This window comes from Pedobacter heparinus DSM 2366 (assembly GCF_000023825.1).
In the GTDB taxonomy this organism is placed as follows: domain Bacteria; phylum Bacteroidota; class Bacteroidia; order Sphingobacteriales; family Sphingobacteriaceae; genus Pedobacter; species Pedobacter heparinus.
In genome coordinates this window covers 3,961,898-3,977,903 of record NC_013061.1, presented here as the reverse complement: position 1 = coordinate 3,977,903, position 16,006 = coordinate 3,961,898, and the positions used below count along the sequence as shown (strand labels likewise).

Here is a 16,006-nt window from a genome sequence, read left to right as displayed (position 1 = left end):
AGTAGTATATGATAAAGATTACCGATCTGGATTTTGGATATAACAAACAACAGCTGCTCTTCAAAAAACTAAGCATGCAGCTAAGTGCCGGTCATATTTACGGATTGCTGGGCAAAAATGGTGCAGGCAAATCCAGTTTATTGAAAAATATGGCCGGCCTGGTATATGCCCTGAGCGGAAAAATTGATGTGATGGGTTTTGACCCTGCTAAACGGCAACCGGCTTTGCTGAAGCAGGTCTGTTTTATCCCTGAAGAGTTTGATCTGCCATCGGTAAAGATTGATGCTTATGTAAAAGCGAATGCAGCCTTTTATCCCAATTTTAACCATAGCTATTTTAAAGAACTGCTGGCCGAATTTGACATTCCTGTAGCCCAGAAACTCGTTAATATGAGTTACGGACAAAAGAAAAAGCTGATCATTGCTTTTGGCCTGGCTACACAGGCACAACTGATCATTATGGATGAACCCACCAATGGTCTCGACATCCCCTCTAAAGCGCAGTTTCGTAAAATTATGGCCGCCGCACTTACGGAAGACCGCTGCATTATTATTTCTACGCATCAGGTTAGGGATCTGGACAACCTGATCGATACAGTGATCATGCTTGATGAAAGCAGTATTGCTTTAAAGGCATCGGTAGAAGAAATTACTGATAAACTTTGTTTTAAACGGATCAAAGAACTGGATGAAACGGTGATCTATGCCGAACCTTCGCTTTCGGGGTACAATGCCCTGATGCCAAATTACCATAAAGAAGAGAGTAAGCTGGATATGGAGCTCCTTTTTAATGCAGTACTGGCAGAGAAAACTAAAATAAAAATAGCTTTTAACTAAATCAGATAAACATGAACAATACATTTAATATAGAGCGTTTTGGGCTATTGCTTAAAAGAAAATGGCTGGAATTCGGGAAAATCTACCTCGTTACGCTGTCCGTTGCTTTTGGGGTGATCCTGCTGGGCTATCTGATTGCTTTCTGGAGGGTGTTTATGGGGCTCAGTCCGGTGTCGTCCAGAAATCTTGTTTTCAGGGAACCGCTATTTATGATCTTCGGATTTTTGTTTATTACTGCTGTAGCCAGCAATTATTTTGCGCACCTGGGGCAAAAATCCAAAACCATTATCGATCTGCTGATTCCTGCTTCTACCTTTGAAAAATTTGTTGCCGGAGTATTTTTTACAGGAGTACTTACTACAATTAGTTTTACTGTGCTTTTTTGCCTTACGGATTTGATCTTTATTACAAAATTGCGAAATATATCCCATTCTGTTGAAACTTCATCCTATACGGACGCCCATGGTACAGTAACCGTTGTAAAGGACAACCTGGCTTATTTCTTTGCGCACAATAAGATAAATCGATTTCTGCCTTTATATGTTTTTCCATTTTTCTTTACCAGCATATTTTTATTGGGTTCAGTTTATTTTAACAAGTTCCATTACATCAAGACAGCCCTTTCGGTAATGGTTTTTGCAGGTATATGGACATTTATCATTGTAAATACGGGCGAATATTTAACCAGGAACAGAAGGCATGTTGGGGATTCCGGATCTTTTTTTAATAACCCAGGTAAAGACACGATTGAATGGATGCTTTTATTATTGCTGCTGGTATTTACGTTTATATTTTGGGGAATAGCCTATGTGCGCCTTAAAGAAAAAGAGGTTTAATTTTAATTGGTATCGATATGGAATTTAGAGACAATAAGGCGATATACCTTCAAATAGCAGAATACGTTTGTGAACACATTTTATTGCAAAAGTGGAATACTGATCAGAAGCTCCCTTCGGTAAGGGAGCTGGCCGTAGAACTCGAGGTGAACCCCAACACGGTAATGCGGACCTATGAATTGCTGCAAAGTAAAAATATCATCAGTAACAAAAGAGGCATTGGTTTTTTTGTGGCGGAGGATGCCCTTGCCCATGTGAAAAACTATCGTAAAACCCAGTTTGTTGATGATGAACTACCCATTTTTTTTAGAAATCTTTATTTGTTGAATATAGATTTTGATGAATTGCAGACACGATATATCGCTTTTATCAAAGAAACTTTTAATCCTTAAAAAATGAAGACAAGTAATAAATTATTGATCGCTTTCGCATTGGCACTCTTGCTGATCCCTATATTAGGTATAGCCATTGTATCTGGGGTATATTATGAAAAAGATGACCAGTCGGCAATGCAAAAAGGAGCAATGGATACTTTTGGTGTTATTCCTGAAAATGTTGCTTCTATACCAGTGAATAGTCCTTTTAAATCGGTTACCATTGATGGTGGAAATCAGCTGCACCTGGTGGTTAAACTGGTAAAGGATGAAAAATCGGGGGTTAAGTTTCCTGACGATATGAAAGGATTGATTACGGCTCTGGTTGACGGAAATGGTCAGTTGCAGATTGTGGTAAAAGCTACGGGTAAGAAGCATGACAATTATACCCGGATTGCTGTTTACGGTCCTGATATTAAAGAACTAAATGTACTGAACGGGAAAGGGATAAACTTAAATGCAAATACAGACTCTTTAGCCTTGAACCTGAGCCATACCGGCTCAGCCCATTTTGATCCGGATACAAAGATCGGAAAGCTTAACATCCGTACTGCCGATGTTCAGCAGATCAGCTTCAGGGAGACGGGTACTAAATCAGTTATTTTAAACCTTAAAAATACCAATGTTAAAAGTGATATGAGTTCATTTGATCAGCTTTCCATTTATGCTGCAGGAACTTCCGAAATTGAACTGAACGGAGGATATGGCGAAAAAACGGATAAGGTGATTAAACACCTGACATTGAACACACTTGGAAAAGCGAAAGTTAAAGTATACAATATGAAGATTGACCAATGTGCCGGCAGGTTTTCTGATTCGACCAGCGTTGAGATGCCGGCTGTCAATATCAACCAGATGTACCGATAGCCCTTATTGTTCTACAAATTTTTTCAGATTTATGCCAATGATCTGCGTCCAGCCGGCGGCAAAGCTTTCCTTTGAAAATGCCGGGTCATCTTTAGGGAAGCTGTCGAGACCGGTATGGGTTAGTTTTATGCGCGTACCTGTACCGGCACCAAACAATTCAAAGCAAACCCATGACTGTCCCTGATAATTATCATAGCTCCAGGAATAGGTTAATTTTTTGCCTTCCTCTACTTCTGTCACTTTACATATATGCAGGTACTTTTTCTTATCGTCGCCAGCCAGAAACTGAAATTTAAAACCTGGTTCGGGTTTAAAGGCCTCAATATCAAAATACCATTGTTTCATTTTTTGGGTATCTGTTATGGCTTCCCATACTTTGCCTACCGGAGCATTAAAAGTTCGTTCTATTAAAAATGGATCAGCTTTCATGTATATATGATTTTTGTTTATCAGGAGTTATTTACAATAAAACCAATGTTTTACAAAACTGTTTTTATTTTTTAGCATTCATTTATCAGGGTTGTTGCCTGTAAGTTTGTTTTAGGGGATTTCGCGGCCGCAATGTGAGATTGTGGTAGTTTTGCCGGACTGTTTTTCGTATCTTTGGGGAGGTTTAAATACTCAGTTGAATTGCATTTTTCTTCCCGGATAGCCGTGGTTATGGGTTAAGATAAGGATAGGTTAAACCTGATATAACCCCTGAATGAATAAAGATATTTCCGTAGTCAAACCATCTTTTAAAGAAGCCCTAAAATTCTGGTTTAAACTGGGCTGGATCAGTTTTGGCGGTACGCTTGGGCATGTGCACATTATGCATGATTTCCTGGTTGAGAAGAAGAAATGGATTTCTGGCAGCAGGTTTTTCCATGCATTGAGTTTGTGTATGCTTTTACCCGGACCTGAAGCGCAGCAACTGGCCATTTATATTGGCTGGCAGTTACATGGAAAAAAGGGCGGAATACTGGCCGGTATCTTTTTTATTCTTCCATCGATGTTTATCTTATTGGGGCTGAGCCTGGTTTATGTAACTTATGGTAACCAGTTATGGATGAATGCTATTTTTGCTGGTTTAAAACCGGCTGTTGTGGCCATTATCCTTCATGCGGTATGGAATGTTGGCCGAAAGGCCCTGCACATTTCTCTGCATTATATTTTGGCGGCATTGGCTTTTGCCTGTATTTTCTTTTTTAATGTGCCTATGCCCTATATTATTCTGGGTGCCATTATTTTTGCTTTGTTGTTCAGAGCAATATGGCCAGGTTTAATGTACAAGGCTGCTGCTGAACAGGTTGATGATCATCTGGATGAGGGCGACTATTATATCAATAAGAATTCGCCGGGCTTGGGAAAAGATTTTAGCGCCAAATTGCTGATTAAACAAACCGGGCTGTTTGTGCTGTTCTGGATAGTGCCGCTAACTGCTTTTTACATATGGAGTCCTGATTTTTCTTTCTGGAGGGGATTGGTATTGTTCTTTACCCAGACGGCGCTGTTTACAATTGGCGGATCATATACTGTTTTACCTTATGTAGCACAGTTTAGTGTTTCGAGGTTCAACTGGTTAAGCAAATCGCAGATGGTGGATGGTTTTGCACTGGCCGAAACTACACCCGGGCCGCTGATTATTGTAGTGTGTTATGTGGGCTTTATGGCTGGATACAATCATTTTTCTGGATCTTTGCTAATGGGAAGTATTGGGCTTGTAGCCACTGCTTTCTATACCTTCCTGCCTTCGTTCCTTTTTATTTTTGTAGGGGGGGCTGTGCTGGAAAGAAGCAGGGGTAATGCAGTTGTTAAGGATGTACTAGGTTTTGTAACAGCAGCTGTTGTAGGAGTGATTCTTAATCTGACGCTTTTTTTGGGTAAGGAAGTGCTGTTTCCTGATGGCTTTGTATTAGATAAATTGGATTTGGTTGCACTGGCCTGGATGTTGGTATCAGTGGCTTTGCTGTTCAGGTTTAGGCTTAACGTAGTATATCTGATATTAATGAGTATGTGTTACGGCTTGTGTTATTATTGGCTTGCTTAGTTTATTTTTATGGCATTCTGTAGACCAAAAGAACAGAAGTTATAGCCAGATTTGTATGCTTATATTTTAAATTTGAGTTTATGGACTTTCAACAATATCAGGATTATTTTCAGGAGATTTTATCAGATCCAAACGCCGCTGCACCCTACAACAATATAGACTATCTGGATTATACCAAATTGAACTGGACACGCCAGCAACGCTGGTTAAAGACAGGAGTAGTGGATGCTGTTCTGGCAGAAACGATAGCTGCCATAAGGAATGCCCGGCAATGGATTGTTATTACTGAACCTTGGTGCGGGGACGCCGCTCATACAGTTCCGTTTATTCATAAACTAACACAACTCAACAATTTAATCAGTGTTTCTTATCAGTTGAGAGATAGTGAACCTTTCTTAATTGAGCAATACCTGACAAATGGTAGTAAGGCCATTCCTAAACTGATCATCAGGGACGAAGCGGGAAATGATTTGCTGACCTGGGGTCCAAGACCCCTGGAGTGCCAGGCTATATACAATAATTTAACAGCAGCGCATGCCGATTTTGGAACGATTAAAACAGAACTCCAAAAGTGGTACAACCAGGATAAAGGTAAAAGTTTTCAGCGGGAATTGCTGGAGGTTCTGGGTAAGGTAACCGGATAACATTAAAGCTGAAAAAAGGAATGCCCCGCGTTTGCAGGGCATAGAGGTAATTTAAGGGTTTTGTGTATACAAGGAATGCTTGAAATACATGAGGTGCTTGAAAAAGTCCATTGTCAAGTCTTTATAGGAGGGGAAATGAATCCTATTCTGTAAACGTATTTAAAAGGAAGGGTTAAGCCAATTCTATTACGCTAACCTGTGTATATATTACGCCAACTGCCGGAATTTTTATGTGAATGGTTATTCTTCGTCATAATTGAAACAATTCTCAGTTTTTAACCAGCAATTGTGGCATTTGTAGTTTCCAGAGATTAGCATATGCAGAATCTGCTTTGTACAACAATTCCTTATGTGTACCTTCCTCGAGTACTTTACCTTTGTCGAGCACTATAATCTTATCGGCGTGGTTTAAGGTACTCAAACGGTGGGCAATTACAATTACAGTTTTATTACAGGTCTTTAACAGGTTGATTGCCTTCTGAACATATTGTTCGGAAGCAGAATCGAGGGATGAGGTGGCCTCGTCGAGGATCAGGATTTCAGGTTGCCGGTATAAGGCCCTGGCAATGGCAATGCGTTGCCTTTGTCCGCCTGAAAGAGTGGTGCCGTTCTCGCCCAGATAGGTTTGAAATCCCCTGGGCAGGGTTTCTATAAAATCGAGGATACCCAATTGCTCTGCAATATCAAGGATACGCTGCATATCGGGTTCATGATCACCTATGGCAATATTATCGACCACATTACCTGCAAAAAGATCTATTTTTTGCGGTACTACAGCTATGATTTGTCGTAATGATGCTGTGCGGATATACTTCAAATCATATTTCCCGATGCTGATGTTACCTTTTTGTATGGGGTAAATATTTTGAAGGATGGCCATTAGCGTGGATTTGCCCGAACCACTTTCGCCAACAATGGCTGTAAACTTACCTTTTGGGATGCTTAAATTGAGATCTTCAAATACATTTATCCTGGTTCCATAACGGAAAGATACCTGCTCAAAGCGGATGTCACCTATTTGTTCCGGGCTCAGTTCAATCTGGTTTTCATCGTTTTCGCGTTCCAGATCCATGATCTCGAATAACCTGTCTGATGCAATAATGGCATCCTGTAAGGTTTTGTTCATGCCTATGAGCGCAGATATAGGGCCTGTAAAATAACCGATCAGTGTGTAAAAGGAGAGCAGTTCGCCAGGAGTAAGCATGTTGTCGAGTACAAAACCGGCACCTATCCAGAGTAGCACAATGGTAAGCAGGCGGGAGATGAGTTCAGCAGAGGTGCCTGAAAATACGGAGTTGAGGTTGGAACTGTAACCTGTATGCAACAGTTTTACAAACCGGCTCTCTGTTTTTTCATTGGCGTGGTTCTCCAGTCCGAAGCGTTTGATGGTGCCTATGGCATTTAAACTTTCTACCAATTGTGATTCCAGCTCGGCGGAGTCTTCCATCAGTTTCCTTTGTGCTTTTTTATTAAGCTTATTGGTTAGTACATAGACCACCAGGTATACCGGGATTACGGAAAGCATGATAAGAGCCAGTTTCCAATAATACGTGAACATCATCACAAAAGAGAAAAAAACGATGAACAGGTTGACCAGGAAATTGATGCTGACATCATTTAAAAAGGTCCTGATCTTTACCGCATCATTGATGCGCGAAATGATCTCGCCTACACGCATGGTATCAAAAAACTGCTGGGGAAGTTTAAGCAGGTGTTTATAATAGCTAAGGATGAGCTGGGCATCAATCATTTGTCCGGTTTTTAACGTAAAAATGGTTTTTGCAGTGCCGATAAAGAGTTGTACCAGCAGGATGAGGAGCATGGCTATACCCATCATGTTCAGTAGGTTCCGGTTGCTGTCTACCAGGACAAAATCGACAAGTTTTTGTACAAAGACCGAGGTAGAAAGCCCCAGTATGGTATATACAATAGCGCCAAACAGGGCTTGTATCAAAATGTTCTTATGTGGCTTGATGAGGTTCCAGAAGCGACCCTGTATGGATATTTTTTCATTTCCTGCCTGGAATTCTTCTGCAGGTAGCAGCAGTACAAGCGCACCTGTCCATTCGCCTTTAAATTCTTCATGGCTTTTGCGCTGCAGCTGCCCGTCTATTGGGTCCATCACCTCAATAAATTTTTTGTTTACCTTATAAATGACTACATAGTGCTGCAGTATGGTACCTACAAGGATATGGGCAATAGCGGGTGTGGGTATTTTGAAGAGGCTTTCGAAAGGTCCTTTAACACCCTTGGCTTCAAATCCCAGCTTTTGGGCTGCTTCTACTATGCCCAAAACGGTAGTGCCTTTTTTATCAGTTCCGGCCAGCTGCCGGATGCGTGCAACGGGCAGGTCTAATTTGTAATGTGCCGCAACAGAGGCCAGGCAGGCTGCGCCGCAATCTGTGATGTCGCGTTGTTTTACTTTGATGCTCATGACCTATGTTTCTCTTTATAGCTTAGCATTCAGGTTGGGGTTTACCCAGTCATCTATTTTATCATACAGCAACTGGTACAAGCTGCGTTCTGTTACTGTGAAACGTGCGGTAAAGCTCATTCCTTTTTTTAAATACCCTTTATAGCCATTTTTTAACAGCAGGTGGTTTTGGCTGAGTGCGCATTTTACTTTAAATACCGGCTGATCGTTGTTGATGACTATGATATCATCCGAGATGTCGAGTACTGTACCTTTGGCCAGTCCCCATTGATTATAATTGTAAGCATCAATCTGGAAGCGTACCTCCTGGCCCACTTTAATCAGCCCTATATCTGATGGTTTAACGTAACAAAATGCTGTAAGATCTGCATTGGGAGAGATTTCACCTATTTTTTGGTTTGCAAACACATAAGCTCCTTCTTTTATGCCCGTCAGGTTCTGAACGGAGCCATCTACCGGGGCTTTTAAAGTGTATAATTTTTTTTGTTCGTTCAGTTCTACCTGCTGGCCGCTTAGCTGTTGCAGTTCGTTGCGCAGGGAGCTGGCTTCTGTTTGCCATTGCGATCTGTATTTGCTGCAGATCATTTTAAGGGCTGATTCGGCTTGTTGCAGTTCAAATTTATAATGTTCGTATTCAGATTCGGTGATGGCCTTGTTCTGAAAGAGCCTGTTGTATCGGCTAAAAGTGTTTTCGGCTTGTGTTTTGGCTATTCTGGCACTTTCCAGTTCCTGGGCAAACTGTTGCCAGGAAGCCGTGTATTGCCCCGTTTGCAGGGGTGGGTAACTGTAGCCGTTTCTGTTGATGTAAACGAGCAGTAGATGGATGTCCTGCAGAAAGGCTGATAACTGGGCCTGGCGGTTTTGTACAATATTGCCCTGTTGTTTGGCCAGTGCGGCATCAATGACCAATAAAGTTTCGCCCTGTTTAATTTTTTGGTTGTCCTGTAATTTAAGGGTGATCACACGTCCGTTGGCAGGTACAGTAAGTTCTGTTTTTTCAATTGATGATTGTAGTATTCCGGCACTTTTTACACTGATGGATGTTTTGATGAAAGGGAGGAGCGCAAGGGTAATCAGGATAGTAAGAACGGTAATCAGGTAAATGATTTGGGTTGATCTGTTGATCCTGGAACGGTAAGCTAATGCGGTATTGGAAATGGCTTCTGTGGTGTAAGTGGATATGGACATATATTGGCTGATAAGCGTAACCGTTATCCCTGACAAGGATAACGGTTATGATTAAGTTCTTACAGACCGTTAACTAAGCCCAGAACAGTGCCTAATTGTTTGGTAAGGAAAGAAAAAGTGTCGTTCAGCACACTTTTAACTGCTCCTGTTACTGGTGCCAGGCCACCGGTTAAATTGCCTAAACCTAAGCCATTAAGCAGGCCCAGGCCGTCTAATAAACCGCCGCCTTCAACTTTTGTCATTTCCACTGTGTTCATTTCCTGAACACCAAGGTTGTTCAATTCTAATTTTTTCATAATAGGGAATATGTTTTAGATTTCAATCCTTACTCATCTAAGGCTTTTCAGGATACGCCTATGTTTGGCCAAACATGGTAACGAAATTAATAAAAGCACGCTTTGCTGGGGCTGTTCAGTTTGTTCATTTCATGTGCTAAGGGGGTATGCTGGGGTTTTATCAGGTTTGACCTGTCTGAGTTGGTTTTATCTCTGTCATAAACTGCTTTAAAATGAGAATCCCAAATTTTGAAAAGGATATACAGGGTGTGAATCCGGCAATATAAGGGGTTGATTGCGACAGTATTAAGGTTTAACTTTGGGTATGAAACACATTTCGATTCTTGTACCCAGAGGGCAGGCCGTTTTAAGCAGCATAGTTGGTCCTTATAAAGTGTTTAGCCATGTAAACGAGCACCTGACCAATATGGGTAAGCCCCCTTTGTTTAAAATCCAGCTGGTAGGTATTAGTACCGAGACTGAATTGTATGATGGCTTATTTACAGTTAAACCTCATGTTCTGCTTAAGGAAGTGGATAAGACTGATCTGGTGATTATTCCGGCCCCTAACGGCGATATGATGAAGGCGCTGGTATTGAACCAGGAGTTTTTACCCTGGATTACTGCGCAGTACAAGGCTGGCGCTGAAGTGGCCAGTTTATGTGTTGGTGCATTTTTACTGGCCTCTACTGGCTTGCTGAAAGGAAAAAAATGTGCCACACACTGGATGGCTGCCAATGCTTTCAGGAAGATGTTTCCGGATGTGAACCTGGTAGCAGATAAGATCATTACAGACGAAAACGGCATTTATTCAAGCGGGGGCGCTTATTCTTTTCTGAACCTGATGCTGTACCTGGTAGAAAAGTATGCAGGCAGGGATATAGCTATTTTGTGTTCAAAAATACTGGAAATAGAATTTGACAGAGGGAGCCAGTCGCCCTTTATCATTTTTGAAGGCCAGAAGGAGCATGATGATGAGCCTGTAAGGAGGGCACAAACCTATATTGAAAAGAATTTCCAGGAAAAGATTACGGTAGATCAGCTGGCGATGATGTTTGCATTGGGCAGGCGTAACCTGGAACGGCGGTTTAAAAAGGCTACATCAAATACCATTGCGGAGTACATGCAAAGGGTTAAAATTGAAGCCGCAAAAATGAGTCTGGAAAGCTCCAGAGAGAACGTGAATGAAGTAATGTATAAGGTAGGCTATACAGATACAAAGGCTTTTCGTACCACTTTTAGAAAAGTTACCGGACTATCGCCGGTGCAGTACAGGAACAAATATAGTCGCGAAGTGGTACAGTTTTAAGTGTGTAATTTAGATGTAAACGATAAAATTTCAATAAGATAATACACAAAATTGTGACTTTTTAATGGTTTCTTTGTTTGAAAATTGAGCATGTTGAAAACAGGTAGATAAGCCTGGATAAAATATTGGTATTTTTAAATGGATATAGGGAGACTTTTAAGAGGTATTTTACCTGAAGAGCGCATTAAAGTACGTTTGATAGATCTGGTTGCTTATGCATCGGACGCAGGTTTTTACTATTTACGGCCTAAAGCCGTTGTACAACCGGTTGCCGAATCGGAGATCATTTCACTGTTTAAGTTTTCTCATCAGCACCAGATCCCGATAACTTTCCGGACAGGGGGAACGAGTTTGTCCGGCCAGGCCATTACTGATGGGATCCTGGTAGATCTGAGCCAGTACTGGAATAAAATGGGTATTGAGGCATCGGGCGAACTGGTAAGGGTTCAACCAGGGATTACTGGCAGTATGGTGAATGCTTATCTGAAAAAACACAAACGGAAGATAGGTCCTGACCCTTCCAGCATTGACGCGGCTATGATTGGTGGTATCCTTTCCAACAATTCCAGTGGCATGTGCTGCGGGGTAAAACTGAACTCTTACCATACCACCAGGCATATCCGCTTTATTTTGCCTGATGGAAATACCTTTACCACTGAAAAAGAAACCGATTATATTCGTTTTGAGCAGGAATGTAGCCAGATCTATACCGCTATAAAAGAACTGCAGGAAGAAATTGCAGGTAATGAAGTGCTGTACGACCTGATCCGAAGGAAATACCAGACCAAAAATACGGTTGGTTATTCACTGAATGCGTTCATTGATCATCAGCATCCACTGGATGTGTTTGCACACCTTTTAATTGGTGCAGAAGGTACCTTGGGTTTTATTGCGGAAGCTGTAATGGAGACGGTTCCGGACTATCCTTATAAAACAACTGCCTTTTTATATTTTCCGGATATTTATGCAGCCTGTCAGGCCATTATTCCTTTAACGGTTGCAGGTGCTGAAGCGGTAGAGCTGATGGACAGGGCCTCACTACGGTCGATAGACAACTTAAAGGGTGTTCCTGAACGGTTAAAGACCTTAACGGAAACAGCTGCCGCCTTACTGGTAGAATTTCAGGCCAACAGTATGGATGAGCTCCATGCCAAGACCAATGTATTTTTAGCTTCGGCTACTTCTTTGTCTATGTTGGAAACCCCTTTGTTTACAGAGGATATGAAACAGCAGGCCTTTTACTGGAAACTGCGCAAAGGGATGTTCCCTGCGGTTGGTGCAGTAAGAGCCAGTGGTACAACCGTGATTTTAGAAGATATCGCCTTTCCTGTCGCCCAACTGGGGGATGCGATTTTAGACTTGCAGCAACTGTTTAAAAAGTATAGCTATCATGAGGCGATCATCTTTGGTCATGCCAAGGATGGGAACATCCACTTTGTGGTTACCCAGGCCTTTCACACTGCGGCTGAAATTGAACGTTACGACCTGTTTATGCAGGATGTGGTGAAGCTGGTGGTGGAGACTTATAATGGTACCTTAAAAGCAGAACATGGGACGGGCCGTAACATGGCTCCCTTTATTGAAACCGAATGGGGTACACAGGCTTACCAGATCATGAAAAGGCTGAAACAGGTGATCGATCCGGCAAACCTGCTGAATCCTGGAGTGATCATCAACGAAAATAAAAAGGCACATATTGAGCATTTGAAGCCTCTGCCTTCGGTAGAAGAGGAGGTAGACCGTTGTATTGAATGTGGGTACTGTGAACATAAATGTCCGAGCCGTAACATTACGCTCACCCCAAGGCAAAGGATTGTAGTGAGACGCGAGCTGGCCGGTTTAAAGGCTAAAGGTGATAAAAACACTTTTGATAAACTGGTAAAGGAATACCAGTACGACGGACTGGATACCTGTGCTGTGGACGGTTTATGTGCCACAGCCTGTCCTGTTGATATCAATACTGGCGATCTGGTTAAAAGATTGAGACGTGAAAACCATAGCGATACGGCCAATAAACTGGCATTAACAGTTGCGAAAAATTTTGGGGCCACTGCTTTTACAGTGGGACTGGCAGTAAAGGCGGGCAACGGCATGAACAGCATTTTTGGCCCGTCGACCATGCATAATATTACAAGTGGTGTGAAAAAAATCATTCCTGCAATGCCCCTATGGAGTAACCAGATACAGGCACCTGCAGGAAAGATTGAAGGAGATAGGGAAGGGTCTATTGTTTATTTTCCTACCTGTATCAACAGGATGATGGGTGGTGCAAAGGATAACAAAAAAAGTGTAGCACAAACCTTTATGGGTGTATCTGCAAAGGCTGGTATTAAGGTATTGCTACCTGATGACATTAATGGAATGTGCTGCGGACAGTTATTCTCTTCAAAAGGATACAGTGATGCCTATAAGTATACGGTTAATGAAACAATTGAGAAGTTATGGAAATGGACTGCCGGGGGCAAATTTCCGGTGGTGCTGGATGTAAGTTCCTGTACACATACATTGCAACATTGCCGTGAGGTACTTACTGAAAAGCATAAAGCTTATTTTGATCAGCTGAATATTATCGACAGTATCGATTACCTGCATGATTTTGTAATGGCAAAACTACCAGAGGTACGCAAAAAGGACAGGATTGTTCTGCACCCGGTATGTACCTTGAAAAAGATGGGTCTTGAAGGCAAGTTGTTTAAACTGGCCGATCATTTTGCAGAGCAGGTTGATGTTCCCTTAAATGTGGGTTGCTGTGGGATGGCTGGCGACAGAGGCTTTTTGTTTCCTGAACTTACGGCTTCGGCAACGGCTCCAGAAGCAGGGGAGGTAAAGAAAAGAGACTATTCAGGTTATTATTCCACGGCTAAAACCTGTGAAATGGCCATGTCGGATGCTGTGGGAAAAAACTATGAATCGATTTTATATCTGGTGGATGAGTGTAGCTGATCTGCTGAAAATATTTGTGGATGCCTTACTTTAAGAAACTGCTTGATCTGCTTAAAACGGAGCGTGAAGAGGACTTACAAGCATATATCAAACAGAAGGAAACCCTTTCTGTTGCAGAACGCAGAGCACTTGGGTTAACCTGGTATCCTATTGCTATCCGAGGTTCGGAAATGAGCAGGGGTGACTATTTAACTGTTGAGGTTGAACGGACTACGCACCATGATTTGCAACATCAGCTTCGGTTTGGCATGCCAGCGGTACTGTTTTCTAATCACGATCCTAAAAATGATAAGGTTGAGGGGCTGATTGCTTATCAGGGAGGAAGTCGTTTAAAGATCACTTTGTGTACGGATGAACTGCCAGATTGGGCAAGGAACGGTAAATTAGGCATTGATGTACTGTTTGATGATCACAGTTATGATGAAATGCAGGCAGCTGTTAAACGTGCTTCAGTACAGAATGAGCAGGCTGACAATCACCATTTAATAAAGATATTGACGGGGATAGATAAGCCTTCGTTTGCAGAAGATGTTGTTCATTATCCAGTCGCTAAATTAAATAAAGTGCAGCAACTTGCTGTGTACCATATTGTTGCTGCACAGCAACTCGCTATTGTACATGGTCCGCCGGGAACAGGTAAGACCACTACACTTGTGCAGGCTGTTAAGACAATGATTAAACAGCATGGAAGGCAGATTTTGGTAGTTGCACCGAGTAATACAGCGGTAGATTTATTAAGTGAAAAGTTAGCTGACGAGGGATTGAATGTTTTACGGATTGGTAATCCGGTAAGGGTATCAGAAAAATTGTTCTCTTTAACTTTGGATAGTAAAATGTCAGCTCATGCCAGCATAAAAGAGGTTAAGGATTTGAAAAAGCAGGCTGCGGAGTACAAAAAGATGGCCCATAAATACAAAAGAAATTTTGGGAGGGCAGAAAAGGAACAGCGTAAGGCACTTTTTGACGAGGCGCATAAGCTGATGAAAGCTGTAGCCGGTGCCGAACAATATATAATAGAAGATCTGATAGGGAAAGCGCAGGTAGTTACAGCAACTTTAGTAGGCGCAAATCATTATACTATTAAAGATAGGAAATTTGATACCGTAGTAATTGATGAAGCCGGACAGGCATTGGAACCTGCATGCTGGATACCAATATTGAAGGCGCAAAAGGTGATTCTGGCAGGCGACCATTGTCAATTGCCGCCCACCATTAAGTCTAATGACGCTGCGAAAGCAGGTTTAAGCACCACTTTGCTTGAAAAATGTATTGCTTTGCATCCAAATGCAGTTGTTTTGCTGGAAGAACAGTACAGGATGCATACGCAGATTATGGCCTATTCTTCGAAGGTCTTTTACGAAGGAAAATTAAAGGCGCATGCGGCTGTTGCCGGGCATTTGCTATTTCCGGGAGATACTGCATTAAACTTTATTGATACTGCCGGCTGTGGATTTGAAGAACAAAGGGAAGGAACAAGTATTTATAATTCTGAAGAAGCTGTATTTTTACTGAAACACTTAACACAGTTGGTGCTGAAGCTGGCTGAGGTGTATGTTGCTGAAAATTTTCCTTCAATAGGAGTGATTTCGCCCTATAAACAACAAATCTATATATTAAAGGATCTGTTGTTGAACCATCCCGTTTTGCAGCTGTATATTGAAAAAATTTCAGTCAATACAATAGACAGCTTTCAAGGCCAGGAGCGGGACATTGTCTACATCGGGATGACCAGAAGTAACAATGAGGGAGTGATTGGCTTTTTATCGGATATCCGCAGGATGAATGTAGCTATGACCAGGGCCCGTAAAAAGCTGGTGGTTATAGGAGACAGTGCAACTTTATCCAGATTGCCTTTTTATTCGGATTTTATTGCTTATGCAGAAAGCATTGATGCTTACCGGAGTGCATGGGAATTTGCTGATGCAGACTAAGCTTCTTTAGTCTCGTCAGATTGGTCTCCGCTACCATATTTTTCTGAGTAATCCCGGGCTTGTTCATCAGCGGTTTCATCACCTTCATGTTCGGTTTCGAGGTTATGGTCCAGACGGTCATTCCATTTATCCAATCCGTCTGGATGGTTGTGTTTTTTTATGATCGTTGCATTTTCGGGATTTGTTTTCGGTTTTTTCATTGGTATATATTTGTGTTTAATTTTAATGATTTGTCATGAACAAAGATTAATGTTGAAACACTTGCCGGTCACAATTGTTTTGGTATTCCGGATAAAGAGTTAAAAGGTCAAACTACTGTAACAATTCAAATGTAATCCTG

14 protein-coding genes are annotated in these 16,006 nt (G+C 41.8%); 9 read left to right on the top strand and 5 right to left on the bottom strand.

Features of this window, described 5'->3' with window-relative positions; translation table 11 throughout:
* Window positions 1–8 precede the first annotated feature (8 nt).
* Genes PHEP_RS16685 through PHEP_RS16670 form a run of 4 tightly spaced genes read left to right on the top strand, consistent with a single transcriptional unit; the run spans window position 9 to window position 2,913 of the window.
* Window positions 9–836 carry an ABC transporter ATP-binding protein gene (locus tag PHEP_RS16685; RefSeq protein WP_015809157.1) on the top strand — a complete coding sequence of 276 codons (828 nt, stop codon included), beginning with the start codon at window positions 9–11 and terminating at the stop codon, window positions 834–836.
* 11 nt (window positions 837–847) lie between these two features.
* Window positions 848–1,672: a hypothetical protein gene (locus tag PHEP_RS16680; RefSeq protein WP_015809156.1), complete on the top strand. Its 825-nt coding sequence runs from the start codon at window positions 848–850 to the stop codon at window positions 1,670–1,672.
* 17 nt (window positions 1,673–1,689) lie between these two features.
* On the top strand, window positions 1,690–2,064 hold the full coding sequence (locus PHEP_RS16675; RefSeq protein WP_015809155.1) for a GntR family transcriptional regulator: 375 nt from the start codon (window positions 1,690–1,692) through the stop codon (window positions 2,062–2,064).
* A 3-nt stretch (window positions 2,065–2,067) separates the two neighbouring features.
* Complete coding sequence (locus PHEP_RS16670; RefSeq protein ID WP_015809154.1) at window positions 2,068–2,913, top strand: hypothetical protein; 846 nt, start codon at window positions 2,068–2,070, stop codon at window positions 2,911–2,913.
* 3 nt (window positions 2,914–2,916) lie between these two features.
* On the opposite strand, the gene PHEP_RS16665 is transcribed toward PHEP_RS16670, so the two are convergent.
* Entirely contained in the window at window positions 2,917–3,342 is a 426-nt protein-coding gene (locus tag PHEP_RS16665) for an SRPBCC family protein (RefSeq protein WP_015809153.1), read from the bottom strand.
* A gap of 274 nt (window positions 3,343–3,616) precedes the next feature.
* On the opposite strand from PHEP_RS16665, the gene chrA reads away from it, so the two are divergent.
* The gene (gene chrA / locus PHEP_RS16660) at window positions 3,617–4,942 is read left to right on the top strand and encodes a chromate efflux transporter (RefSeq protein ID WP_015809152.1); all 1,326 of its coding nucleotides are present in this window, start codon (window positions 3,617–3,619) and stop codon (window positions 4,940–4,942) included.
* Window positions 4,943–5,022: 80 nt separating this feature from the next.
* Window positions 5,023–5,586, top strand: a complete 564-nt coding sequence (locus PHEP_RS16655) for a thioredoxin family protein (protein WP_015809151.1) — start codon at window positions 5,023–5,025, stop codon at window positions 5,584–5,586.
* A gap of 268 nt (window positions 5,587–5,854) precedes the next feature.
* Here PHEP_RS16655 and PHEP_RS16650 read toward each other — a convergent pair whose 3' ends face one another.
* Genes PHEP_RS16650 through PHEP_RS16640 form a run of 3 tightly spaced genes read right to left on the bottom strand, consistent with a single transcriptional unit; the run spans window position 5,855 to window position 9,504 of the window.
* Entirely contained in the window at window positions 5,855–8,020 is a 2,166-nt protein-coding gene (locus PHEP_RS16650; protein WP_015809150.1) for a peptidase domain-containing ABC transporter, read from the bottom strand.
* Window positions 8,021–8,035: 15 nt separating this feature from the next.
* Complete coding sequence (locus PHEP_RS16645; protein ID WP_015809149.1) at window positions 8,036–9,208, bottom strand: HlyD family secretion protein; 1,173 nt, start codon at window positions 9,206–9,208, stop codon at window positions 8,036–8,038.
* Window positions 9,209–9,267: 59 nt separating this feature from the next.
* Window positions 9,268–9,504, bottom strand: a complete 237-nt coding sequence (locus PHEP_RS16640) for a hypothetical protein (protein ID WP_015809148.1) — start codon at window positions 9,502–9,504, stop codon at window positions 9,268–9,270.
* A gap of 304 nt (window positions 9,505–9,808) precedes the next feature.
* On the opposite strand from PHEP_RS16640, the gene PHEP_RS16635 reads away from it, so the two are divergent.
* The 3 genes from PHEP_RS16635 (at window position 9,809) to PHEP_RS16625 (ending at window position 15,666) form a co-directional block, all read left to right on the top strand.
* The gene (locus PHEP_RS16635; protein WP_015809147.1) at window positions 9,809–10,792 is read left to right on the top strand and encodes a GlxA family transcriptional regulator; all 984 of its coding nucleotides are present in this window, start codon (window positions 9,809–9,811) and stop codon (window positions 10,790–10,792) included.
* A 138-nt stretch (window positions 10,793–10,930) separates the two neighbouring features.
* Window positions 10,931–13,735 (top strand): FAD-binding and (Fe-S)-binding domain-containing protein, encoded by a 2,805-nt coding sequence (locus tag PHEP_RS16630; protein ID WP_015809146.1) that lies wholly within the window; start codon window positions 10,931–10,933, stop codon window positions 13,733–13,735.
* Window positions 13,736–13,755: 20 nt separating this feature from the next.
* On the top strand, window positions 13,756–15,666 hold the full coding sequence (locus tag PHEP_RS16625; protein WP_015809145.1) for an AAA domain-containing protein: 1,911 nt from the start codon (window positions 13,756–13,758) through the stop codon (window positions 15,664–15,666).
* On the opposite strand, the gene PHEP_RS16620 is transcribed toward PHEP_RS16625, so the two are convergent.
* Window positions 15,663–15,866, bottom strand: coding sequence for a hypothetical protein (locus PHEP_RS16620; RefSeq protein ID WP_015809144.1), 204 nt, complete (start codon window positions 15,864–15,866; stop codon window positions 15,663–15,665). The two genes, PHEP_RS16625 and PHEP_RS16620, sit on opposite strands and share 4 nt — an antisense overlap.
* Between the last annotated feature and the right edge of the window lie 140 nt (window positions 15,867–16,006).